This is a genomic window from Sphingomonas sp. (genome assembly GCF_036387535.1).
Taxonomy (GTDB): domain Bacteria; phylum Pseudomonadota; class Alphaproteobacteria; order Sphingomonadales; family Sphingomonadaceae; genus Sphingomonas_R.
Genome location: NZ_DASVTO010000123.1, coordinates 24,823 through 47,632, shown reverse-complemented (window position 1 = coordinate 47,632; position 22,810 = coordinate 24,823). Strand labels below are relative to the sequence as shown.

At 67.9% G+C, this 22,810-nt stretch carries 21 protein-coding genes; 6 read left to right on the top strand and 15 right to left on the bottom strand.

What is annotated here, in order from left to right; translation table 11 throughout:
• Positions 1-1,027 (top strand): TonB-dependent receptor domain-containing protein (locus VF649_RS11620; RefSeq protein WP_331012118.1); only part of this gene is annotated, 1,027 nt, incomplete at its 5' end.
• A gap of 12 nt (positions 1,028-1,039) precedes the next feature.
• On the opposite strand, the gene VF649_RS11615 is transcribed toward VF649_RS11620, so the two are convergent.
• The 12 genes from VF649_RS11615 to VF649_RS11560 form a co-directional block, all read right to left on the bottom strand.
• Positions 1,040-2,170 (bottom strand): DUF3089 domain-containing protein, encoded by a 1,131-nt coding sequence (locus tag VF649_RS11615; protein WP_331012117.1) that lies wholly within the window; start codon positions 2,168-2,170, stop codon positions 1,040-1,042.
• Positions 2,171-2,172: 2 nt separating this feature from the next.
• A complete protein-coding gene (gene purU / locus VF649_RS11610; RefSeq protein ID WP_331012116.1) occupies positions 2,173-3,027 on the bottom strand; it encodes a formyltetrahydrofolate deformylase in 855 nt (284 codons plus the stop codon).
• A 6-nt stretch (positions 3,028-3,033) separates the two neighbouring features.
• Positions 3,034-4,353 (bottom strand): MFS transporter, encoded by a 1,320-nt coding sequence (locus VF649_RS11605; RefSeq protein ID WP_331012115.1) that lies wholly within the window; start codon positions 4,351-4,353, stop codon positions 3,034-3,036.
• On the bottom strand, positions 4,350-4,781 hold the full coding sequence (locus tag VF649_RS11600; protein ID WP_331012114.1) for a sarcosine oxidase subunit gamma: 432 nt from the start codon (positions 4,779-4,781) through the stop codon (positions 4,350-4,352). Before VF649_RS11600 ends, VF649_RS11605 begins: the two co-directional genes overlap by 4 nt.
• Entirely contained in the window at positions 4,774-7,515 is a 2,742-nt protein-coding gene (locus tag VF649_RS11595) for a 2Fe-2S iron-sulfur cluster-binding protein (RefSeq protein ID WP_331012113.1), read from the bottom strand. The genes VF649_RS11600 and VF649_RS11595 overlap by 8 nt, the downstream gene beginning before the upstream one ends.
• Positions 7,512-7,775, bottom strand: a complete 264-nt coding sequence (locus VF649_RS11590; RefSeq protein WP_331012112.1) for a sarcosine oxidase subunit delta — start codon at positions 7,773-7,775, stop codon at positions 7,512-7,514. Before VF649_RS11590 ends, VF649_RS11595 begins: the two co-directional genes overlap by 4 nt.
• A complete protein-coding gene (locus VF649_RS11585) occupies positions 7,775-9,031 on the bottom strand; it encodes a sarcosine oxidase subunit beta family protein (RefSeq protein WP_331012111.1) in 1,257 nt (418 codons plus the stop codon). Before VF649_RS11585 ends, VF649_RS11590 begins: the two co-directional genes overlap by 1 nt.
• Positions 9,028-10,176 carry an FAD-binding oxidoreductase gene (locus VF649_RS11580; protein ID WP_331012110.1) on the bottom strand — a complete coding sequence of 383 codons (1,149 nt, stop codon included), beginning with the start codon at positions 10,174-10,176 and terminating at the stop codon, positions 9,028-9,030. The genes VF649_RS11585 and VF649_RS11580 overlap by 4 nt, the downstream gene beginning before the upstream one ends.
• On the bottom strand, positions 10,169-11,578 hold the full coding sequence (locus VF649_RS11575; protein ID WP_331012109.1) for an NAD(P)/FAD-dependent oxidoreductase: 1,410 nt from the start codon (positions 11,576-11,578) through the stop codon (positions 10,169-10,171). Before VF649_RS11575 ends, VF649_RS11580 begins: the two co-directional genes overlap by 8 nt.
• Positions 11,578-12,837, bottom strand: a complete 1,260-nt coding sequence (locus VF649_RS11570) for a cystathionine gamma-synthase family protein (RefSeq protein ID WP_331012108.1) — start codon at positions 12,835-12,837, stop codon at positions 11,578-11,580. Before VF649_RS11570 ends, VF649_RS11575 begins: the two co-directional genes overlap by 1 nt.
• Positions 12,834-14,039, bottom strand: a complete 1,206-nt coding sequence (locus VF649_RS11565) for an aromatic ring-hydroxylating dioxygenase subunit alpha (RefSeq protein ID WP_331012107.1) — start codon at positions 14,037-14,039, stop codon at positions 12,834-12,836. The genes VF649_RS11570 and VF649_RS11565 overlap by 4 nt, the downstream gene beginning before the upstream one ends.
• 86 nt (positions 14,040-14,125) lie before the next feature.
• Positions 14,126-14,320 (bottom strand): hypothetical protein, encoded by a 195-nt coding sequence (locus VF649_RS11560; protein ID WP_331012106.1) that lies wholly within the window; start codon positions 14,318-14,320, stop codon positions 14,126-14,128.
• Between VF649_RS11560 and VF649_RS11555 the strand changes: the two genes are divergently transcribed.
• Positions 14,310-15,161: a LysR substrate-binding domain-containing protein gene (locus VF649_RS11555; protein WP_331012105.1), complete on the top strand. Its 852-nt coding sequence runs from the start codon at positions 14,310-14,312 to the stop codon at positions 15,159-15,161. The two genes, VF649_RS11560 and VF649_RS11555, sit on opposite strands and share 11 nt — an antisense overlap.
• Positions 15,162-15,288: 127 nt before the next feature.
• Positions 15,289-17,649 (top strand): transketolase, encoded by a 2,361-nt coding sequence (locus tag VF649_RS11550; RefSeq protein WP_331012104.1) that lies wholly within the window; start codon positions 15,289-15,291, stop codon positions 17,647-17,649.
• 9 nt (positions 17,650-17,658) lie between these two features.
• Here the strand turns inward: VF649_RS11550 and VF649_RS11545 are convergent, their stop codons facing one another.
• The gene (locus VF649_RS11545) at positions 17,659-18,990 is read right to left on the bottom strand and encodes an Nramp family divalent metal transporter (protein ID WP_331012103.1); all 1,332 of its coding nucleotides are present in this window, start codon (positions 18,988-18,990) and stop codon (positions 17,659-17,661) included.
• Between the two features lie 79 nt (positions 18,991-19,069).
• On the opposite strand from VF649_RS11545, the gene mntR reads away from it, so the two are divergent.
• The gene (mntR, locus tag VF649_RS11540) at positions 19,070-19,513 is read left to right on the top strand and encodes a manganese-binding transcriptional regulator MntR (RefSeq protein WP_331012102.1); all 444 of its coding nucleotides are present in this window, start codon (positions 19,070-19,072) and stop codon (positions 19,511-19,513) included.
• Between the two features lie 13 nt (positions 19,514-19,526).
• On the opposite strand, the gene VF649_RS11535 is transcribed toward mntR, so the two are convergent.
• Together VF649_RS11535 and VF649_RS11530 are read right to left on the bottom strand one after the other, a co-directional pair.
• On the bottom strand, positions 19,527-20,789 hold the full coding sequence (locus VF649_RS11535; protein WP_331012120.1) for an SDR family oxidoreductase: 1,263 nt from the start codon (positions 20,787-20,789) through the stop codon (positions 19,527-19,529).
• Between the two features lie 46 nt (positions 20,790-20,835).
• Complete coding sequence (locus tag VF649_RS11530) at positions 20,836-21,324, bottom strand: DUF4142 domain-containing protein (RefSeq protein WP_331012101.1); 489 nt, start codon at positions 21,322-21,324, stop codon at positions 20,836-20,838.
• A gap of 219 nt (positions 21,325-21,543) precedes the next feature.
• Here VF649_RS11530 and VF649_RS11525 point away from each other — a divergent pair, with 219 nt between their 5' ends.
• The gene (locus VF649_RS11525; protein WP_331012100.1) at positions 21,544-21,750 is read left to right on the top strand and encodes a hypothetical protein; all 207 of its coding nucleotides are present in this window, start codon (positions 21,544-21,546) and stop codon (positions 21,748-21,750) included.
• Positions 21,751-21,764: 14 nt separating this feature from the next.
• Positions 21,765-22,784 (top strand): chemotaxis protein CheB, encoded by a 1,020-nt coding sequence (locus VF649_RS11520; RefSeq protein WP_331012099.1) that lies wholly within the window; start codon positions 21,765-21,767, stop codon positions 22,782-22,784.
• Positions 22,785-22,810: the final 26 nt, after the last annotated feature.

Sequence of the window (22,810 nt, the reverse complement as noted above, 5' to 3'; positions counted from 1 at the left end):
CGCCGATGGAACCTGGCACGCCACCGACCGGCTGGATCTGACGGCCGGTGTCCGCTATTTCGACTTCAAGGAGACCTATTCGCTGTTTTCCAGCGGCGTCTATGGCGTGGTCAACAACGTCCCGCTGACGATCGACGCGCGACTGAAGTCGAACGGCGCCAATCCGCGCGCGAACATCTCCTATCACGTCAATGACGATGTGATGGTGTATGGCGAGGTCGCAAAGGGTTTCCGATATGGCGGCGGCAACCAGCCGGTACCGCTGGGCACCGCCGGCATTGCGGGGCAATGTACGCAGAACCTGGCCGCCTATGGCTATTCCGCCGCGCCGGCGACGTTCGGGCCGGACAAATTGTGGAACTATACGATCGGCGAGAAGGCGAAGCTGGCCGATGGCCGGGTGACGTTGAACGCCAGCGCTTATTATATCGACTGGTCGGACGTGCAGACGCGGCTGCGGCTCGACTGTTCCTATTTCTTCACCGACAACAAGGGCAAGATCACCAGCAAGGGGCTGGAGCTGGAATCGATGATCAAGGCGACGCCGGAACTGACGCTGTCGCTCAGCGGATCCTACAACAGTTCCAAGGCCAATGGCGATATTCCGACGGTCGGTGCTTTCGATGGCGACCGGACGCCCTATTACCCGCAATGGACGGCGGCGGCGGGCGCCTTTTATGACCGGTCGCTGGGTGCGGGCGATCTGCACCTGCAACTGACCTATCAATATCAATCGACCCAGAACACGACGTTCAACAATTTCGCGACAAAGCTGGTCGGCGGCGTGCTGACGCAGAACGGCCCGAGCCAGACGTTCGCGGTGATCCCGGAATCGCATAATCTGAGCGCGGCGATCGCCTATGACATCGGGCAGTTCGAATTCGGCGTCTATGGCAACAACCTGGCCAACGGTGTCGATGTGGTGAACATCGTGCGCGCAACCTATTATCAAGTCTATCAGGCCGGCAGCCGGATAACCCTGGCCCGTCCGCGGACGGTGGGCGTACGCGCGAAGATGAAGTTCTGATGCGGCAGCCGCCTATCGCCGGGGACGATAGGCGGCGCGTTGCCGTTCCACGAGGCGGAGCAGATCGCCCTGCACGATGGCCATGTCGATGACGTGGAACCCCCAATCCGGATAGGCGACGTCCCCGATCGCGCCGGTACTTGCGACGGTATCGGCCAGCGGTTGCGGCACACCGGACGCAACGTGGACGGCCAGATAGGAGGTCGTACCGGACACCCGGCAGCGGGCGGACAGCAGCCCCGGCATCGCCACGAAGCGGGTCGGCACCGCGCGCGCACCGACGCGCCAGCCGGCGTCCGGCCGATCATATTGCGCGACGCCGCCCCGCCACCACGGCGCGCCGAGGATGGAGTCGAGCGGTGCCTGCCCACCGCCCAGGCGGGCAGGGTTGGTGCAACCGGCCACCATGCCCGCGCGGGTCGACACGCCGAACAGCGCGTTGGCAGGCGGTGGCGCCGTATCCCGGTAACTGGCCCAGGTGACGACGCATCCGGTCTGCGCGTCCGCGCGGCAGAGCGGAATCGATCGGAAATCGCCACCGACGACCGCGTCCTGCGGCACCAGGATCGCCGTTCCGGGCAGGATCGCGGACAGCAGGCGGGACTGGATCGGCTTGCCGTCAATCTCCTCCACGATCAGGCGCTTGAGCAGCAGCGATCCCTGGCTGTGCCCGACGAGCATGAACGGCCGCCCATGATTGTCCCGCGCCAGATAGTCGCGCCAGGCGGCCCGCACGTCGCGATAAGCCAGGTCGAAATCGCCGGGAATGCCGCCGCCGCCAAACGACGCCCGCAGCGCGGTCAACGTCACCTGGCGATAGAGTGGCGCGAAGGTGCGGCAGACGGCCCGGAACGGCGCGAACTGCGCCTCCGTCATGCCGCGCTCCTCCGGCCCGGCGATCAGGTCGCTGTTGCCGCCCGGATCGCGCGAGACGGTGGGGTAGACATAGAAGCAGTCGGCGCCCGGCGTTCCGGTACGGCGGGCGGGGGCCGGGCGCATCGCGCCGTTCCCGTCCACCACCGTGACCGCCGGTGCACGGGCGCAGATATCCGCCCGGCCGGGGCGGCACAGCCAGGCGGCGGGATCGCGATACGCCGCCGCCGGGGCGGTCGTCGCGGCGGCGGCCAAGGCAGCGATCAGCATCGTCAATCCCGGAACACCACGGTCCGCGCGCCGTTCATCAGCACCCGGCCCGCAAGGTGGAGCGCAACCGCGCGTGACAGCACGCGGCGTTCGATGTCGCGACCCTTGCGGATCAGATCGTCCGGCGTGTCGGCATGGCTGATCCGTTCCACATCCTGTTCGATGATGGGGCCTTCATCGAGATCGGCGGTGACATAATGCGCGGTTGCGCCAATCACCTTCACCCCGCGCGCATGCGCTTGATGATAGGGGCGGGCGCCCTTGAAGCCGGGCAGGAAGCTGTGATGGATGTTGATGCAGCGGCCCGACAGGGCGTGGGCAAGATCGTCCGACAGGATCTGCATATAGCGGGCGAGCACGATGAGGTCGGCGCCGGTTTCGTCACAGAGCGCCAGGATGCGTGCTTCCTGATCGGGCTTGGTCGCTGCGGTCACCGGCAGATGGTGGAACGGGATATCGCCGAAATCGGGGTCGCCCAGCGCGGCGCGCGGATGGTTCGATGCGATCCCGACGACATCCATGTCGAGTTCGCCGATCCGCTGGCGATAGAGCAGATCGACCAGGCAATGATCGAATTTCGACACCAGGATCAGCACGCGTTGCCGGGCGCCGCATGCGCGCAGCGACAGGTCCATCGCATAGCGGCCGGCCAGATCGTCGAACCCCGCCTGCAACGCGGCGCGCTGCGCCTCGTCCGCCAGCACGAAGGCGGTGCGCAGGAAGAAGCGGTCGCTGTCCGGGTCGTTATACTGGCTGGACTCCAGGATGTTGCCTCCGCAGGCGAAGATATGCGCCGACACCGCGGCGACCACGCCGGGGCGGTCGGGACAGGACAGGACGAGGATGAAGTGCGGCACGGTGGGTCAGGCCCCCTGGAACATGGCCGACGCCACCGGCGTCTCGCGGATGCGGGCATCGTCGGCGTCGAAGGTCCGGACGCTGATCCAGTAATGATAGGCCGCCCAGAAGCCGGTGAGCGACAAAGCGAGCAGCGCATAACGCAGCGATTCGCTGTTGCTGCCGAGCGGTGTGGCGAGACGATCGCTGATCCAGCCGACCAGCACCGGCGCGACGATCAGGTTGGCGACATTCGCGGTCAGCAGGCTGATCGCCATGCCCTGCGCCCGCATCGCCGCCGGCAGGAAATTGAGCAGTAGCGCCATCGTCGGCCCGACATAGAGATAGATGGCGGGGACGACGATCCACAGCATCAGCGTCGCGATGCGCAGCGAATGCGTCCAGTAGATCAGGAATGAGGGCACCGTCGAACAGAAGACGACGCCCGCCAGGAACCAGGCGATCCGTTTCGGTGCGCGCATCGCGGGGATCGCCAGGATCACGCTGGTGCCGATCGTCGCCGCGATGCCGGCCCACAGATAGATGGTGCCCAGCCGGGCACCAGCCTCCGCCGTGGTCAGGCCGTAGGCGCGTTCCAGGAACGTCTGCGTCCAGTAGAGCAGGCCCCAGCCCCAGAAGCAGATGACCGTGCCCGCCGCGTTGATGTGCCATGCGGAGCGTTGCCGCCACAGGAAACGGACCGTTTCATCGAAGGTCGCGTGCGGCGCGCCGGCGGCGGCGACCAGTTCAAAGCGGCCCCGTTTCGGTTCGCGTACGGTGAGCAGGATGATGAAGCCGAACAGGACGCCAGGCACGCCGAGCGCGATGAACGCCGCGCGCCAGCTGTGGAAATGATCGACCACCGCACCCGCGACGCTGGAGCCGAGCCAGGCCCCCAGCGGCAGGCCGAGCGCATAGAGTGTCAACGCGAACGGGCGGCGTTCACGCGGGAAATAATCGGCGATGATGGACGTGGACGGCGGCGTCCCGCCCGCTTCGCCGACGCCGACGCCGATCCGCGCCGCCAGGAAGTGCCAGAAATTCTGGGTCAGGCCGAGCAGCGCCGTCATCGCGGACCACAGAATCATGGCCGCCGCGACGATGTTGCGCCGGTTTGCGCGATCGGCCAGTCGCGCGATCGGCAGACCGACGCTGATGTAGAACAGGGCCAGCGACACGCCGGTCAGCCAGCCGACGCCCGCATCGGACAGCTGGAACTCGATCCGGATCGATTCCAGCACGGTCGACACGACATAGCGGTCGGCGATGTTGAGCGCATAGACCAGCCCGAGGACGAAGACGACGTACCAGCGCGCCCGCGACAAGGTTGGCGTGGTCGCGCTCATCCGTCCGTTCCCCCCGCAGTGGCGGTGCGCCACAATGATTCCAAGGTGCCTGCCAGGCTGGCCGGGCAATACAGGTCGCACACGTCCGGCCCGACCACGACGATCCGCACCGGGACATGGTGGATCACGGTGCTGGCCACCTGGCCCACGCCGAAGCCCGGATGTTCGACGTCGAACAGGGCGCTGATCGACAACAGCGTGCGCCAGCCCGGTCCCGTGATGGTCGCGCGCATCAGGCCGCCGCCGAACGGGCTGGCGGCACCGCGGTCGCCGATCGCGTCGGCAATGTCCGGTGCGCCGAACACCCACCAGCGCCGCGGTTCGACCTGGATCGCACGCATGTCCGGCAGCATCGGCAGATCGCCGTCCCACAGATCGACCGCGACCGCATCGTGCGCCGGCGCAAAGCGGATCACAGCGTCAATCACGATAGCGTGTCCCTTCGGGATCGTGGAAGACCGGCGCCGTGACGGTCACCCGCGCCCGCCGGTCGCGCGTGGGGGAGCTGGCGATCAGCGTCTCGCCGATCCGGGCCGCACCGCCGGCCAGTAGCGCAAGCGCCGCCGATCCGGGCTCTACCACGCGCGGGCCCGACGAGGTGACATGCCCCTGGGCATCCGCGCCATCGTGGGGCAGCAGCATCGCGCCCTCCGGAATCGGGTCGTCGGACACCAGACCGACCAGCTGGCGCCGGTCGGGCGCGGCCAGGGCAGGCCGGGTGAGCCCCTGCGCACCGATATAGCCGCCCGCCTTGCGCAGCATGCGGTGCAGGCCAAGGTCGTGGGGCGTCGTTCGGCCATCGGCCTCCGCCCCGATCACGATATGCCCCTTTTCGATCCGCAGGAACTCCAGCGCTTCCAGGCCGTACGGGCAACCGCCGATCGCCGTGACCGCGCGTTCCGCCGCGTCCCACACCGGCGCGGCATGATGGCCGGCGGCGTAGACTTCAAACGCGCGTTCGCCGCTGTAGCTGGCGGCGAGGATCAGCACCGGCACCCCGGCGACGATGCCGTGCGCCAGCCCCATATGCGTCGGCGGGACGATGCCGGCCAGGTCGCGCAGCACCGCCGCCGCGCGTGGACCGGCAAGCGCGATTCCGGCGAAATGTTCCTGCTGCCCCACGACCGACACCTGGAGCTGTGGCGCCAGCACGCGGTGGGCATAGCCGAGATGCGCCTCCATCCGTTCCGCGCCGCCGGTCGAGCTGGTCAGCAGATAGTCGGTCTCCCCCAGCCGCCAGACGGTGCCATCGTCCATCACCATGCCGTCTTCGCGCAGCATGACGGTATAGCGGCCACGCCCGACCGCAAGCTTGGCAATGCCGGTCGCGCAGACGATTTCCAGGAAGGCGGCGGCGTCCGGCCCCTTGATCGCGAACTTTGCCAGGGTCGACACGTCGACGATGCCCGCCATGGTCCGCACCGCCCGTGCTTCGCGCAGCGCGGCCGCGTGAAGCGTTTCCCCGGCCAGCGGATAGGCGCGGGGACGATGCCACAGGCCGAGCGGCTGCCACAGCGGATCGTGTCGCGCGTGGCAGGCATGGAGCGCGATGCGCCGGTCGGGCGCGGCATGGCCGCCGCCGTCGGCACCCGCAAGCGCACCCAGCGTCTGCGGCGTATAGGGCGGGCGGAATGTCGTCAGACCTGCGTGCGGGATGGTGGTGCCCCCCGATGCCGCAAGCCGCGCCAGCGCCGCCATGTTGCTGGTCTTACCCTGATCGGTCGCCATGCCCAGCGTGGTGTAGCGTTTGAGATGTTCTACCGAGCGATAGCCTTCCCGCCAGGCGAGCGCGATATCGGCGGCGGTCACGTCGTTCTGGAAATCGACGAAGCTGTGCTTGGGGTCGTGCAGCGTGGCCGGAACGGGGGCGACACGGTCGACATCGCCCGCGGCGCTGCCGATGCTGGTCATACCGTCGGGGCCCCGGCCCGGCACGAACGCCTGGATGTCGGCGCGCCACTCCAGCGCGCCGCCGGCCTGGCTGTGCAGATGAACGGTGGGCGTGAAGCCGCCGGACATGCCGAGCAGATCGGCGGCGAAGCGCCGCGTCTGGCCGGCGATGCCGGCGACGACGGCGGCAAGGTGACCGCGCCCCTCCACCGCGAGCGGGATCGCGTCCGCGAATACACGGTGGGGCGAGGGCGGCGGACTGGCGCGGCTGTCGAGAATGGCGACGACCTCCCCGCCTGCGGCGACCACCGCATCGGCGGTGCGATAGGCATCGTCATTGTTGGTGGCGATCACGACGCGGCGGCCGGGCAGCACCGCGTGCCGGTGGATATACTGGCGGACGGCGCCGGCCAGCATCACGCCGGGGCGGTCATTGCCGGCAAAGGTCAGCGGCCGTTCGATCGCGCCGGTCGCGATCACGATGCGCGCGGCGCGGACGTGCCAGAGCCGCTGGACCGGCATGCCGGCCGCGGGGGCCTGACCCGGTTCGACCAGCCGCTGCGTCAGGGTGACGAAGCCATGATCCCAGGCACCCGAAGCCGTGGTGCGCAGCAGGATGCGCAGGCCGTCCGCGACCGGGATCGTCACCGGTCGCCCGTCGCGCAGCGCCCTGCCGCCAAGAACCGAATCCTGTTCGACCAGCAGCACGCGGATCCCGTCGCCGGACGCGGCCTGTGCGGCGGCAAGGCCGGCCGGTCCGCCGCCGATGACGAGCAGGTCGCAAAAGGCGCTGCGATGCTCGTAACGGTCGGGATCGGCCGCGACCGGCGCCTTGCCGAGCCCGGCGGCGCGGCGGATGAGGCGTTCATAGACCATCCAGCGCGCCGGCGGGCCGAAGAAGGTCTTGTAGTAGAAGCCGGCCGGCAGGAAGCGGGCGAGCAGGCCGTTGACCGCGCCGGCATCGACCGCGAGCGACGGCCAGGCATTCTGGCTGCGCGCGACGAGGCCGTCATAGACCAGGATGTCGGTGGCGCGGCTGTTCGGCTCGGTCCGGCCGTCCTCCCCGACGGTGACCAGCGCGTTCGGTTCCTCGACACCGGCCGACAGGATGCCGCGCGGGCGGTGATATTTGAAGCTGCGCGCGACCAGCGACACGCCGTTGGCGAGCAGGGCGGCCGCCAGCGTGTCGCCGGCGCGCGCGGTCATCGCGCGGCCGTCGAAGGTGAAGCGGAGCGTGCCCGCGCTGCCGTCGATGCGGTGCGGGCCGGTCATGCGTGCATCGCCGGATCGTAGAAGGCGGCGGACAGGATGCGGTGCGTCCGGCGGTCGCGGCTCAGCACGATCCACTGGCGGCAACCGAAGCCGTGCCGCCATAGTTCGTCATCTTCCCCGCGCGGATTGGCCCGCGCATAGAGCCGGGCCACCGCGTCCTCGGCCGACATCGCCAGCGTCACGATGGAATCGAGCGTGCGTTCATAGGCGAATTCCGCCTGCGCGCGTGGACCGCAAAAGGGGCAAACGATCTGCATCATCAGCGCAATTGCGGCATGAAGCCGACCCCCGCTTCGTCGATCGTGGCGCCCGATGCGAACCGATCCAGGCCGAAGGCGCGGGCGAGCGGGTGGCTTTCGCCCGTCGCCAGCAGATGCGCGTAGCACCAGCCGGAAGCGGGCGTCGCCTTGAACCCGCCATAGCACCAGCCGCCGTTCAGATAGAGATTGTCGACCGGCAGCGCGGACAGGATCGGCGATCCGTCGAAGCTCATGTCGGTCGTGCCGGACCAGCAGCGCACCATCCGCAGCCGCGATAAAGCGGGGACCAGCGCGATCGCCTCCGCCGCGGCTTTTTCGATGCGGTCGGGCAGGCCGCGCTGCGCATAGCTGGGGAACTGATCGGGGTCGCCGCCCAGCACGATCCCGCCCTTGTCCGACTGGCTGATATAGCAGTGCAGCGATTGCGACATGATGACGGTGTCGATCATCGGCTTGACCGGTTCGGTCACGAACGCCTGCAACGTCTGCGCTTCGATCGGCAGTTTGAGGCCGGCGAGCGCGGCGACCGGGCCGCTGTTGCCGGCGACACAGATGCCGATCCGGTCGCCACCGATCGCGCCGCGGCTGGTTTCCACGCCGGTCACCCGTCCGCCGGCCATGGTGAAACCGGTCACTTCGCAATTCTGGATGACGTCGACGCCCAGCCGATCGGCCGCGCGGGCATAGCCCCAGGCGACGGCATCGTGGCGCGCAGTGCCGCCGCGGCGCTGGATCAGCCCGCCATGCACGGGGAAGCGCGCCGTTTCCGACATGTCGAGCAGGGGCACGAGCGCGCGGACCTGATCGCGCGACAGCAGTTCGGCCGCGATTCCGGAGCAACGCAGGGCATCGCCGCGCTGCGCCAGCAGCGTCATGTCCCCATCCGAATGGCCGAGGAACAGGGCGCCACGCGGGCTGAACATCACGTTGTAATTGAGATCGTCGCTCATCCCGTCCCACAGATCGAGCGAGAATTCGAACAGGTCGTGCAGCGGCTTCTGACGATAGTTGGAACGGACGATCGTGGTGTTGCGGCCGGTGTTGCCGCCGCCGATCCACCCCTTTTCCAGCACCGCGACGGAGCGGACGCCGTGGACCTTCGCCAGATAATAAGCGGTCGACAGCCCATGGCCGCCGCCGCCGATCACGATGACGTCATACCGGGCGCGCGGTTCGGGATCGCGCCATGCACGGCCCCAGCCACGCTGTCCGGTCAGCCCGGCCTTCAGCAGCGCCAGTGCGGAGTAGCGGGTCATGCCGCCCACCCGCGCACGGCGCGCCAGTCGGGTTCGAGGTTCGCGAACCGCGCGAGGCCAAGCTTGGCGATGTCGGCGAACGAGCAGGTTCCGTCCGTCACCAGATCGCGGATCGCGTGGCCGCTGGCGGGCGACAGGCCGAAGCCGACGCCGGACAGGGTCGCGACGGTCACGTTGCCCGGATCGGCCGGGCGATCAAGGATGGGGCGGCCGTCCGGCGTGTTTTCGATGATGCCGGCCCAGGACCGGATGACGTTCAGCCCCGCGGCCTTCGGAAACATTTCCGCCACGCGCCGCGCCAGATTGCGGACCAGCGGCGAGGTGGGGCGCGCGCCGGGGCCATCCGGCGACGTCGCCACCCATTCATGCGGCCCGCCACCGAATGCCAGATTGCCGCGCAGCGTCTGGCGACCATAAAGGCCGTTGCCGTCGACGCCGCCGATCGCCATCAGCGGGGCTGGTTCGGTCACGATCATTTCCGCGCGCGCCGCGGCCAGCGGGAAGCGGATGCCGATCGGCGCCAGCAGCGCCTCCGACTGCGGCCCGGCCGCGACCACCAGTGCGTCGCACGCGATCGTTCCAAGCGGCGTGACCACCGCGGCGGCACGGCCACCGCGCAGTTCGATCGCCTGCGCCGGGCAATGCTGGACCACGCGCCCGCCCAGATCCTGCAGCGCCCAGCCATAGGCCTGGACCGTGCGTTGCGGATTGGCATGGCCGCCGAAGCGCAGATGGATACCGCCCAGGCAACTGGCGTCGGTCAGCGGGACCAGTTCCTGCGCCTGGCGCGAGTCGAGATCATCGACGGGATAACCCATGGCCGTGCACATCCGCCCGACCGCACGATAGTGATCCAGCAGGTCGGGATCGCGCTGGATGATGATCCGTTCGGGGCGATATTCGGTGGGATAGCCGAGCAGGGCATCCAGCTGCGGCCACAGCCGCTGTTCCTCCGCGAACAGCGGGCTTTGATAATGGGATGCGCCGCCGCCGTTGCGGCCGGACGCTTCCCAGCCGACCACGCCCTTGTCGAGCACCACGACGTCCACGCCGTCGCGCGCCAGCCACCAGGCTGCGCTGAGCCCGGTGACGCCCGCCCCGATCACGACGACCGAGGCACCCGCGGGCAGGCTGCGGTCAGACATGCATGTTGCCGCCCAGGCCGGAGACATGATCGGCCTCTTCGGCGGTTCCGATGATGGCATAGGGGGTCCACTGCGTCGGGATGCCGAACCAGACGTCCCAGCCGGCGGCCATGTCGGTCCCTTCCTGCCAATCCGCCAGGACGCGAAGCGGCACCGGACGCACCGGCGCCCGGTAGCTGGCGACGGGAACCGACGACAGCGGCACGCCCTGTTCCCGTGCGAGCAGGCAGCGAATCTGATCCCGGCAACGGCGGCCCTGACACGGGCCCATGCCGGCGCGTGTCAGCCGTTTGATCTGATCGGGGTGGCCGGGGCCGTCGCCAAGCAGGGTGGCCAGCGAGCGGTTCGCCATCGCCGTCGGCCGCGGCAGATAGGACGGCGGCTGCACGCCGGAGAGATCGGCGCGGGTCACATCCTCGCACTGGCACATGATCATGTCGGGCGCGGCGTGACGGCCCAGTGCATCGGCCCAGGCGAGCAGCCGGGCAGGGTCGGGCGTCGACAGGCCCGCGCAATCCCCGATCAGCGTGATCGCGCCCCCCGGCGACGTGCCTGCGGCCTCCAGCAATTCGGTGGCGGGGGTGACGCCGATCGCCAGGATGATCGTGTCGCATGCGATGTCGTCCGCGCCAGCGGGCGACGCCAGCGTGACGCCTGCGACACCGTCGGTGCCGCCGTGCGTGGCGACGATCGTCCGGTTCAGCAGGATCGGGATCCCCGCCGCCGCGACGCGATCGGCCAAGGCGGCATCGCCCTGGACGCGATCGGCGATGTCGACGACGGCCGCGACGGCGATGCCATGGTCGATCGCCAGCAGGGCGGTTTCCAGGCCGATCGCATCGGACCCGATCACCACCACCCGCCGGCTGGCCAGCGCATCATATCGGGTCAGCAATGCCGCAAAGCCGCGTGCGCCGACGACGCCGGGCTGGTTCCAGCCGGGAAAGCCGATCACGACGTCGCGCGCACCGGTGGCCAGGATCAGGCGATCGAAGCCGACCATCGCCGCGCCATCGGCATCGGCAATCCCCAGCAGCAGACCCGGCAGGGCGCGCAGGTCGGGGCCGGCGACATAGAGGCCCCAGGCGACGGTCGCCAGCCGTACGTCGACGCCGGCATCGAAGGCGCGTTCGATCAGCGGGTTGGTCGCGACGATCTGTTCCAGCATCCGGCCCGGTTGCTGCACCGCCGCGGTCATCCGGCCGCCGTAGAACAGCGGCACATCGGTGCCGATCGCGTTCCCCGCGACCGGGTTTTCATCGACCAGCAGGACCGAAGCGCCGCCGTCCGCCGCGGCGATGGCAGCAGCAGTGCCAGACGGACCGGCACCGACGACCACGACGTCGAAATGCTGTTCCGGCAGGGCAATCTTGCCGTCGATGGCGTGAGGATCGATCGCCATCAAATCGCGTCCAGCGCCTGTGCGAGATCGGCGACCAGATCATCGGCATGTTCGATTCCGACCGACAGCCGCAATGTGGCATCCGTGATGCCCCCCGCCGTACGTTCTGCAGGGTCCAGCGCATAATGGGTCGTGGTCGCGGGATGGGTGATGAGCGTTTCGGACCCGCCCAGGCTGACAGCGAAGCTGAGCAGGCGCAATCGGTCAAGGAAGCGAAACGCCTCCGCCTCCCCGCCGACGACCGCGAACGAAAAGGTCGACCCCGCCGCCCGGCATTGCCGGTCATAGACCGCACGCGCCGCCGAACCCGTCGGCAGGAAACCGAGATAGGTGATGCCGGCGACCTTCGGGTGATCGCGGAGATATTCCGCCACGACCCGCGCATTGGCCATGGCGCGTTCGACGCGCAGATGGACCGTTTCCATCGACCGCAGCATCAGCCAGCTGGTGTAGGGATCGAGATGGCTGCCGAGAGTGGTCCGCAACAGCCGCAGCGGGGCTACGACCGCTTCGCGTCCGGACACGCCGCCGGCAAGCAGGTCGCTGTGTCCGCCGCAATATTTGGTGAGCGAGGTCATGCACAGATCGGCGCCGAGTGCGATCGGCCGCTGCATCATCGGGCCGAGCAGCGTGTTGTCCACCACCACCACCGGCCGCAGCCCGGTCCGTTCGCCGACCGCGTCCGCGATCGCGACGACCATCGCGATGTCGACGATCGCGGCGGTGGGGTTGGCGGGGCTTTCCACGACGATCAGCTTGAGCGGCCCCGCGGCACAGGCGGTCGCGACCGCGGCCTCCACATCCATAGGGTCGCACCCGTCGGTGAATTCGGCATGCGTGATGCCAAAGGCGGGCATGAGCGTCGTATAGAGGCCATTGGTACCGCCGTAGATCGGGCGGCTGAACACTACACTGTCGCCGGGGCGGAGATAGGCCAGCGCGATGGCGCTGTGCGTTGCCATGCCGCTGGCGAACACCGCCGCGCCCTCCGCGCCGTCGAGCGCGGCCAGGCGGGCTTCCACCATGTCGAGATTGGGATGACCCAGCCGGGCATAGATGTGGCCCGGGCGGCCGACCTCCGGCCCGGTGCCGTCGAAATAGGCCTCGTGAATGTCCTTCGCCTGGCGCGCGGAGGCGTAGGCGAAGGTCGAACTCATGTAGATTGGCGGCTTGGCCGCATTGGCCGCGCCGGCGGGGTCGTAGCCCGCGCGCACCGCCAGCGTTTCGGGATGCCAGTCGGGGCTTGCGCTGCGCGTCATGCGGCCGCCCTTGCGACATAGTCGGCGGCGCGCGCGCAATACCAGTCGACGAAGCGCAGCGTCAGCGATTCGGCTTCGGGGCTGTAGGGACCGGGCGTGTAGCCGGGCGAGTTGATGCCGAGCTGGTTGTTTTCCGCAAATGCCTTGTCCTGCAGGTTCGTCTGCGTCCAGAGGTGGATCAATTCCTCCGGATCATAATCGACGCCCTCTACCGCATCTTCGTGCACCAGCCAGGTCGCGACGACGTGGGTTTCCGTGGCGGATACCGGCATCGCGTTGAAGCAGAACGTATATTCGCTGGTCGAATGGCAGAAGTTGTTCGGTTCGATCGCCCAGCGGAGGGAGCCGATGTCGCCGCCGCCCGCCTCCACCATCAGCTTTTTCACGCTGAAATCGCCGGACGTCGTCATCGCGACGGTGCCGGGATTGAGCGCGAAGCGCACCGCCTGCCACCAATCCTCGCCAGCCGGGCCGCCGGGCAGGCCGAGCGTCAGCATCCGCTGATCGAAGGCGCGTGCGGCATCGGCTTCGAGATCGAAATATTCGGACGCCGTGACGGGAAAGGTCCGCGACAGTTCGGGATGGCCGGTCGCGCAGTGATAGCATTCGCGTCCGTTTTCCATCACCAGTTTCCAGTTGGCATATTCGACCAGCGTGGATTTGAACGCCACCTTCGCCCGGTGGAGCCGATGCGGCGCCAGCAGCGGCGTCAGATCGCGGCGCAGGACAGTGATGTCCGGCGGCGTTTCCGCCAGGCAGACGAAGATCGCGCCGGCGACGCTTTCCAAATGCACCGGTTTCAACGCGTGCGCGCCCTTGTCGAAATCATCCGGCATCCGGCCGGCCGCCAGCAGTCGCCCATCGAGCCCGTAGGTCCAGCGATGATAGGGGCAGGTGAGCCGCGCACCAGTGCCGGTGCCGGGCGCGCACAGGATCGACCCACGATGGCGGCAGCTGTTGTGGAACGCCCGGAGGGTGCCGTCGCGACCGCGCACCACCAGCACCGGCCAACGCCCGACCATGAACGACAGATAGTCGCCGGCCGCGCGCACCTCCGCCTCGAACCCGGCCAGCAACCAGGACGTGCCGAAGATGGCCGCAAGATCGAAATCGAACGCTTCGGCCGTCGTGTACAGCCCCTGCGGCAGCGAATGGCCCGCGGGGCGCGCGTTCAGCCAAGTCGATATGCCCGTCAGGTCCAACGCCGGTCTCCAGTCCCCATGCCGATGATCTCGCATGACCGGCCGTATCGCGGAAAATCGCATTTGCGCATGATGGCATGTGAAAATCAGGAGACGCGCCGCCCGGTGTGTCGCACCATGGATCGTGACGGTTGCGTGCCGGCGCGAAAGTGGTTGTTATCCGGATCGACCGGATCAGTCAGGAGCAGGCCCATCGCGAAGCCAAAAACCGTCAATCGCCGCTGGCTGCCGTTGAATGCGTTGCGGGCGTTCGATGCGGTAGGCCAGCGCTTGAGCTTCACCGCAGGCGCGCAGGCGCTCAACGTGTCGCAGAGCGCGGTCAGCCGCCATATCATCAGCCTGGAGGAGATGCTGGGCCAGAAGCTGTTCGATCGATCCGGGCAGAAACTGGTGCTGACCCCCGCCGGCGCCGCGCTGTTGCCGGAGGTGCGGCGGTCGTTCGACCGGCTGGAGCATACGATGAACGCCATCGGGGTCGATCCGCAGGCAGGCCGCCCGATCCGCATCCATATTCCGCCGTCGCTGCTGCAACAGGTGGTGATGCCGATGATCGGTGCGTTTCATGCGGAATATCCCGACATCCGGATCGATATTTCCAGTTCGCCGGTGACGGGCCTGCCGCGCAACGAAACCGACATGGCGATCGTGTTCGATCGGCCCAACATCGATGATCGCGTGACGGACCTGCTGTGGCTGGTCCGGGTCGCTCCGGTCTGTTCACCCGCGGTGGCGGCGCGCCATCCCGGCAAGTCGCTGGAGGCGTTCCTGGCGGACAACGACCTGTTGCACGTCACGCTGGCGGGCGAGCCACGGGGATTGCTGTGGAGCACGTTCGCCCGGCAGAGCCGGATCGCGCTGGATGCCAATCGCGGGCTGGCGTTCGATACGCTGTCGTCGGCGGTGTCCTATGCCATGCATTCGAATGGCGTCGCGTTGGCGGATGTCGAGATGTTTGCGCCGGAAATCGCGGCCGGACGGCTGGTCGTGCCGCACGATGCCGCGATCAACGACGGGTTCGGCTATTATCTGAAACTGCGGCCGGATGACCTGGCCGACCCGTCGATCAGCCTGGTGCGCAGCTGGCTGATCGCGCAGTTTGCCGCGCGGCAGGCGGCGGGGTAGCCGGTCGGCGCGCCGAGGTGCCGCCGACGCTGCCGCCGACGCCTCCGATGCCTCCGATGCCTTTGCGGAACACGGCCATGTCGAAATTGTGATCGCGCCGGTCGCCGGAGCCGGTATCGTAGCGCGGATGGAGACCAGCACAGACCCGCAGACGGCGGGCACCGATCCCGAAACCGTCACGATCCTGGAAGCGATCGAGACGCGGCTGCGCTGGCTGTCGTCGTGGACGATCCACCATGCAAACGCGGTGCGGGAAAGCCGCGACGGATTGAAGGTCGGCGGGCATCAGGCGAGTTGCGCGTCGATCACCGCGATCATGACCGCGCTGTATTTCGGCGCGTTGCGGCCGGCCGACAAGGTGGCCGTGAAGCCGCATGCCGGCCCGGTGCTGCATGCGATCCACTATCTGCTGGGGCAGCAATCGCTGAACGCGTTGCAGCGGTATCGCGGGTGGGGTGGGGCACAAAGCTATCCCAGCCGGACCAAGGACACGATCCCGGTGGATTTCTCGACGGGTTCGGTCGGGTTGGGCGTGGCGATCACCGCGTTCGCGAGCCTGATCCAGGATTATCTGATCGCGCATGGCGACCTGGACGAGGCACAGGCCGGGCGGATGATCGCGTTGATGGGCGATGCCGAGCTGGACGAGGGCAATATCTATGAGTGCCTGATCGAATCGTACAAGCACGACATCCGCAATTGCTGGTGGATCGTCGATTATAACCGGCAGTCGCTGGACAGCACGACCGCGGACCGGATGTTCCGCCGGTTCGACGATATCTTCGAGACATGCGGATGGCGGGTCGAGACGCTGAAACATGGCCGGCGCCAGCGCGAGACGTTCGCGTTGCCGGGTGGGCAGGAGATTGCAGACTGGATCGACGCGTGCCCGAATGCGGAGTTCGCGGCGCTCACCTATCAGGGCGGGGCCGCGTGGCGGGCGCGTCTGACCGCCGATCTGGCGGCATCGCCCGACAGCCTGGCGGTGATCGCGGGCCGGGATGACGACGCGCTTGCATCACTCATGACCAATCTGGGCGGACATTGCATCGCGACATTGCTGGAGGCGTTCGCGCGGTGCGACGATGCCGTGCCGACCCTGTTCATCGCCTATACGGTCAAGGGCTATGGCCTGCCGTTCGCGGGGCACAAGGACAATCATTCCGGCCTGATGAATCCCGGCCAGATCGAAGGATTGCGCGACCGGCTGGGGATCGCGCCCGGTGCGGAATGGGCGCCGTATGGCGGGCTGGGCGACAATGTCGCGGCACGGGTGCGGGCGGTGGTCGATGCCTGCGCTCTGGCCAGGCCGCCGGCGCCCATGGCCGTGACCGCAGTACCGGTGCCCGCGATCCTGCCGGTGCCCGCCGAAAGCGCGTGGTCGACGCAGGCAGCGTTCGGACGGATCCTGCTCGATCTGGCGAAGAGCGCCGATCCCGCGGCCCGTGCGCTGGCGGATCGGATCGTCACGACATCGCCGGACGTCACCGTGTCGACCAACCTTGGTGGTTTCGTAAACCAGCGCGGGCTGTTCCGGCGGCAGGAACTGGCCGACGTGTTTTCGGCGGCGCGGATTCCGACGGCGCAGAAATGGGCAGGGCACGGCGCCGGCCAGCACATCGAACTGGGCATCGCCGAGAACAACCTGTTCCTGATGCTGGCGGCGCTGGGGCTGGCCGGTCCGCTGTTCGGGACGCGGTTGATCCCGATCGGGACGGTGTACGACCCGTTCATCGCGCGCGGGCTCGATGCGCTCAACTATGCCTGTTACCAGGATGCCCGTTTCCTGCTGGTCGCGACGCCATCGGGGCTGACGCTGGGGCCGGAGGGCGGGGCGCACCAGTCGATCAACGCACCGCTGATCGGGATCGGGCAGCCGGGCCTGACCTATTTCGAACCCGCCTTTGCCGATGAACTCGCGCTCATCATGCGCTGGGCGTTCGACCACATGCAGGCGGAGGACGGCGGGTCGGTATATCTGCGGCTGTCCACACGGACGATCCCGCAGATCGCGCGGCACGACAGCGATTGGCAGGCCGATGCGCTGAAGGGCGGATATTGGCTGGTCCCACCCGGCGGCGCCCGCGATGCGGCCATCGTCTTCACCGGTGCGATCACGCCCGAGGTGCTGGCCGCGCAGGCGATGCTGGCGGACGACCTGCCGGGGCTGGGGCTGCTGATGGTGACATCGCCCGATCTGTTGCACCGCGACTGGTCCGCGCGCCATGCCGGACGCTGGAACGGGGCGACGCGCCCGCGTTGCCACGCGGAAACGCTGTTGGACAGGCTGGCCCCCGCGGCGGGGTTGGTGACGATCCTGGACGGGGCGCCGTCGACGCTGTCATGGCTGGGCGGGGTGCGGGGCATGCGCGTCAGCCCGCTTGGCACCGACCGCTTCGGGCAGACCGGCGACCTGCCCGATCTTTATCGCCGTTACCGGCTGGATGCTGATGCGATCGTGGATGCGGTCGCCGAACTGTTTCTGTGACCCGGCGGTTCACACCAGACCGGCGACGCCCAGCAGCAGCCTGATGTTCAGGCCGACGATGATCGCGGCGATCACCCAGGCGGCGAGTTTCAGCCAGAGCGGGTTCACGAATTCGCCCATGCGGGTCCGGTCACTGGTGAACTGCACCAGCGGGATGACGGCGAACGGAAGCTGCATGCTGAGCACGACCTGGCTGAGCACCAGCAGCTTTCCGGTGCCCTGTTCGCCGTAGACGATCGCGACGCCGACTGCGGGCACGATCGCGAGCAGGCGCGTGATGAGCCGGCGGACCCAGGGGGTGAGGCGGACGTGCAGGAACCCTTCCATCACGATCTGCCCCGCCAGCGTCGCGGTGACCGTGGAGTTCTGGCCGGAGGCGAGCAGCGCGACCGCGAACAGCGTGCTGGCGGCCGCGGCGCCGAGGGTGGGGGACAGCAGCTGATACGCGTCCTGGATTTCCGCCACGCGGGTCTGGCCGCTGGTGTGGAACGCGGATGCGGCGAGGATCAGGATCGCGGCGTTGATGAACAGAGCGAGCATCAATGCGACGGTGCTGTCGATGGTGGCGAAGCGGATGGCCTCCCGCTTCCCTGCCGGATCGGTGGCGAAGGCGCGTGTCTGCACGATCGAGGAGTGCAGGTAGAGATTGTGCGGCATGACGGTGGCGCCGATGATGCCGATCGCGATGTAGAGCATCGCCGGATCGCGGACGATGCGCGCGTCGGGCACGAACCCGGCCATCACCGCCGACCAGGCGGGTTGCGAAAGCGCCAGTTCGTAGACGAAGCAACCGGCGATCACCACCAGCAGCGTGATGACGAACGCCTCCAGCTTCCGGAAACCGTGGTTCTGGAGCAGCAGCAGCAGCAGCACGTCGAAGGCGGTGATGCAGATGCCCCAGACCAGCGGCAGGCCGAACAGCAGTTGCAGCGCGATCGCGGTGCCGATCACCTCCGCCAGGTCGCACGCGACGATCGCCAGTTCGCAGAGTAGCCAGAGCGCGATCCCGATCGGCCGGGGATAGCCGTCGCGACAGGCCTGGGCGAGATCGCGGCCGGTGGCGATGCCGAGCTTTGCCGCCAGCGATTGCAGCAGGATCGCCATGACGTTCGACAGCAGAATGACCGAGAGCAGCGTGTAGCCGAACGCCGAGCCACCGGCGAGATCGGTCGCCCAATTGCCCGGATCCATATAGCCGACCGCGACCAGATAACCGGGGCCGGAAAAGGCGGCGAGTTTCCGCCAGAAGCGGGCCCGCACCGGAATTGCGACGGTGCGGAATACCTCCGGCAGGCTGGGCAACTTGACGCGCAGCCGCCCGGTCCCTGTTTCCTGATCCATGCGACGTCCTCCGTGCGGCCTTAACCCATATCTCCGCTAAAAGTTTTAGCCAGAGCTAAATTGATCTGCTCGCGAGCGTATGGCAGGGAGATTTCGGGAGAATGACGCGATGCCGCTACCCGATCCACGCGACCAGGCGCGCCGCTTCACCCGCGTGCGCCTTGCCCACCGAACCGAGGTGCAGGAGGATTATGTCGAGTTGATCGCGGCACTGATCGCGGATCGGGGGGAGGCGCGGGTCGTGGACCTGGCGGAACGGTTCGGCGTGACGACAGCGACCGTCGCGAACACGCTCAACCGCCTGAAGCGCGACGGGCTGGTGGAAAGCCGCCCCTACCGATCGATCTTCCTGACGGAGGACGGCACGGCGATGGCAGCGGCGGCCCGTGCGCGCCACGACATGGTGGTGGCGTTCCTGCTGAAGCTGGGCGTGCCGCAGGAGGCGGCGGAGTCCGATGCGGAAGGACTGGAGCATCATCTGAGCCCCGAAACGCTGGACGCGATGCAGCGGTTCGGGGGATGAGGCCCGGTCTGGATCAGGTGTGAACCCAGGCCGCGGTGTCGTTCAGCGGTCGACCGGTCGGAGGGGGGACATCGCCTTCCTCGTCCGCACCGAACCAGGCATTGGCACCGTGGTCGGCGGTCTGGACCGGGATCCGGTCGGGCCGGGACTGGACCGTGGGCAGGACGCGGTGGATTTCCGAAACCGGGCGGCCGAGGCGCCGAGCCATCTGCTCCTGCGTCGCCCCGCCTTCGTTCAGGCTGTGCAACAGGTCGAGATCCGTGTCCGTCCAGTGCGATGCCGCACCCGTCTGCCCCACACGGCGGCGGGCCAGCAGGGCGGCACCGGCGGCCAGCAGTGCGAGGCTGCCAAGTGCGGTCGCGGTGGAATGGCGTTCGGCGGCGGTATAGCCGCTGGTCTTCCGCCCCGGCTGGGCCCCGCGTGGCGATCCGTCCGGCATCGGCGCGAACAGATTGTCGCCCAGCGTCTTCGGCACGGCGGGATTGGACAGGATCGGGATCATGAAGCGCGACAGCCGGTCAAACATGGCCGGAAAGTGCAGGCCGAACAGCACCTGTGCCCGACCGACGCCGCCGACCGTCATTTCGCGGCGGGGATGGACGGCCGCGTCGAGGATCGCCCGCGCGACCAGCGCCGGATCATAGACGACCGGCGGAATGCGTGCCTCACCCTCGACATGATTGGCGGCGTGCCGGGCGATGGGCGTGTCGATGCCCGACGGCTTGATCAGCGTGACGGAAATCGGCAGCCCGGCCGCCATGACTTCCATCCGCAGCCCGTCGACATAGGCTTTCGCCGCATGTTTGGACGCGGCATAGGCGCCCATGATCGGGGTCGGGAGTTCCGACGTGATCGACCCGACCGTGATGAGCGCACCACCGCGGTCACGCAGATGCGCAACCGCGATCCGGCAACCATGGACCGTACCGAAATAGTTGGTCCGGAACAGGCGGTGATGCTCGTCATGCGGCGTATCGAGCAGCGGCGCATAGATCGCCACGCCGGCGCAATTCACCCAGGCGTCAATCCGACCATAGCAGGCAAGCGCCTTTTCCGCCGCGAGGGACAGTTGCGCGGCATCCCCTACATCGGCGACCGCATGATCGGCGACGCCGCCCGCCGACCGGATGGCGGACACCGCATCCGCCAGCGCCGCCGCATTGCGCGCGACGAGCAGGACGCGTGCACCCTGCTCCGCCGCCATGCGGGCGGTCACCAGTCCGATGCCGGAACTGGCGCCGGTGATGACGATCACCTGTTCGGAGAGCGGTTTCAGAGAATGCGCTATGACGATTGTCCTGGGTCAGAGTCGAGGAGAGCGATCAGCGCGCCTTGATCTGGTCGATCATCATGATGTGATGCTGCACGATCGGAACCGCCTTCGTCGCGGCGGCCTTCAACGCGGGCTGGCTGCCGTCGGCGGAATAGCCCTGGTGCAGCGCTAGCGCCTGGCGGTGCGCCATCGCCTGTTGCGTCAGGTAGAGCGAATCGCGCGCGGTGCCGGTGGTGCCGTTCAGCTGCTGGATCATCGCCGCCTTTTCGCTGTCGAGCGCGGGCGGGGTCATCGGCAGTTTCGCGGCCTTCGCGGCGGCCATCACGCTGGCGGTGGTCTTGCCATGGTCCTTGATCATGGTCTGCGCATATTTGCGGACTGCGGGGTTTTTCGTCGTCTTCAGCACGGCCTGGCTGGACTGCATTTCATACAGGTCGCTGGCGCCGGCCATCTTGACGAAGGCGGAAGGCGATTCCGGTGCCTGCGCCACGGCGGGTGCGGCAGCGGCCAATATTACGAAAAGAGACACGCGAATCATGATGGTCCTCCAGAACCAAGGGATTGAAGACGTAACGATGAAGCGAAGAATTGGTTCGGTTCGCCACGGCCACGTGATGCAGGTTAAGGCGATTTCGCCACTCGGATGCCAGTCGATCCTGGATTGATCGCGATCAAGTCGCATCCGTAACATAGGATGTCGCGAGACCAGGGCGCGCGCCGTAGCAGGGAAACAGGTATGTGAACCAGGAGAAACCCCGTGCAACAGGAAGACCTGTCCTACATTCTGAAGCGCGCGCGGCAGGAGCGTCGTTGCGCGATCGATGCCGAAAGCATTCAGGCACGACTGGCGCACAGCCGCATGGCGAGTGCGTATGAACAGCAGCTGCGCGTGGCCGGCGTGATCGTGGCCGACCGCGACGGCGGGTTCGATGCGCCCGGCGAGCAGCTGGACATGGTCGTCTGAGCAGCGGCGAACCCATGGTGCAGGAAGGCGGCGCGGCAGTGACCGGGCATGATCTGGTGGTGATCGGCGGGTCGGCGGGGTCGTTGGTGGCCCTGGAACGGATCCTGGCGGCGTTGCCGGCGGACCTGCCGGCGACGGTGCTGATCGTCACGCATCTGCCGCCCGCGCGGCCATCGACGATCGCGCAGACGCTGTCGCGGCACTGCGCCTTGCCGGTCGAAGCTGCGGCGGACGGCGCCATGATCCGGCCGGGGACGGTGCTGGTCGCGTCGCCCGACCGGCATCTGCTGGTCATCGACGGGCGGGTGCAGCTGGGGATCGGGCCGCGGGAGAATCTGGCGCGGCCGGCGATCGATCCGCTGTTCCGGTCGGCCGCGATCATGGCGGGTGCGCGAACGATCGGCGTGCTGCTGTCGGGCATGCTGGACGATGGTGCGGCGGGGCTGGCGGCGATCCGGCGCTGCGGCGGAATGGTGGTGGTGCAGGACCCAGGTGATGCCGATTATGACGAGATGCCCCGCAATGCCATCGCCACCGGCTTCGTCGATCATGTCGTGCCGGCGGCGGAGCTGGGGTCGGTGATCGTACGGCTGACCGGGGAGCCCGCCGGTGTCGCGCGCGCGGTGCCGCCCGATCTGGCGATCGAGGTGGATATCGCGCTGGGCGGCCCGTCCAATCCGGATCGGATCGCGCAGATCGGCGACGTCGTCACCATGACGTGCCTCAATTGTTCGGGCGTGCTGTCCGAGGTGAAGGACGCGCAGCCGCTGCGCTATCGCTGTCAGACCGGGCATGGCTATACCGCCAAGGCGCTGGAAGCGCTACACGACAATGCCGTCGACGACGCATTCCGGGTCGCGTTGCGGATCATGATGGAGCGGACCGAACTGGTCACGCGGATGCAGCAGGAGGCGATCCGGGCCGGACGGGCCGCGGTGGCGGAGATGTATGGCCGCCGCGCGCAGGAATATGGCGAACATGCGGACACCATCCAGCAGGCGATCGTGAAGCGGTTCAGACCCCAATCCGGGTGACGGAACGACCGCGGGGCGGCAGCCGC

What these genes read in the sequence shown, in the direction of transcription:
- VF649_RS11615 (WP_331012117.1), bottom strand. Translation starts at nt 2,170, where the DNA reads ATGCTGATCGCTGCCTTGGCCGCCGCCGCGACGACCGCCCCGGCGGCG.
- VF649_RS11605 (WP_331012115.1), bottom strand. Translation starts at nt 4,353, where the DNA reads ATGAGCGCGACCACGCCAACCTTGTCGCGGGCGCGCTGGTACGTCGTC.
- VF649_RS11595 (WP_331012113.1), bottom strand. Translation starts at nt 7,515, where the DNA reads ATGACCGGCCCGCACCGCATCGACGGCAGCGCGGGCACGCTCCGCTTC.
- VF649_RS11590 (WP_331012112.1), bottom strand. Translation starts at nt 7,775, where the DNA reads ATGATGCAGATCGTTTGCCCCTTTTGCGGTCCACGCGCGCAGGCGGAA.
- VF649_RS11585 (WP_331012111.1), bottom strand. Translation starts at nt 9,031, where the DNA reads ATGACCCGCTACTCCGCACTGGCGCTGCTGAAGGCCGGGCTGACCGGA.
- VF649_RS11580 (WP_331012110.1), bottom strand. Translation starts at nt 10,176, where the DNA reads ATGTCTGACCGCAGCCTGCCCGCGGGTGCCTCGGTCGTCGTGATCGGG.
- VF649_RS11575 (WP_331012109.1), bottom strand. Translation starts at nt 11,578, where the DNA reads ATGGCGATCGATCCTCACGCCATCGACGGCAAGATTGCCCTGCCGGAA.
- VF649_RS11570 (WP_331012108.1), bottom strand. Translation starts at nt 12,837, where the DNA reads ATGACGCGCAGCGCAAGCCCCGACTGGCATCCCGAAACGCTGGCGGTG.
- VF649_RS11550 (WP_331012104.1), top strand. Translation starts at nt 15,289, where the DNA reads ATGGAGACCAGCACAGACCCGCAGACGGCGGGCACCGATCCCGAAACC.
- VF649_RS11545 (WP_331012103.1), bottom strand. Translation starts at nt 18,990, where the DNA reads ATGGATCAGGAAACAGGGACCGGGCGGCTGCGCGTCAAGTTGCCCAGC.
- mntR (WP_331012102.1), top strand. Translation starts at nt 19,070, where the DNA reads ATGGCAGGGAGATTTCGGGAGAATGACGCGATGCCGCTACCCGATCCA.
- VF649_RS11530 (WP_331012101.1), bottom strand. Translation starts at nt 21,324, where the DNA reads ATGATTCGCGTGTCTCTTTTCGTAATATTGGCCGCTGCCGCACCCGCC.
- VF649_RS11520 (WP_331012099.1), top strand. Translation starts at nt 21,765, where the DNA reads ATGGTGCAGGAAGGCGGCGCGGCAGTGACCGGGCATGATCTGGTGGTG.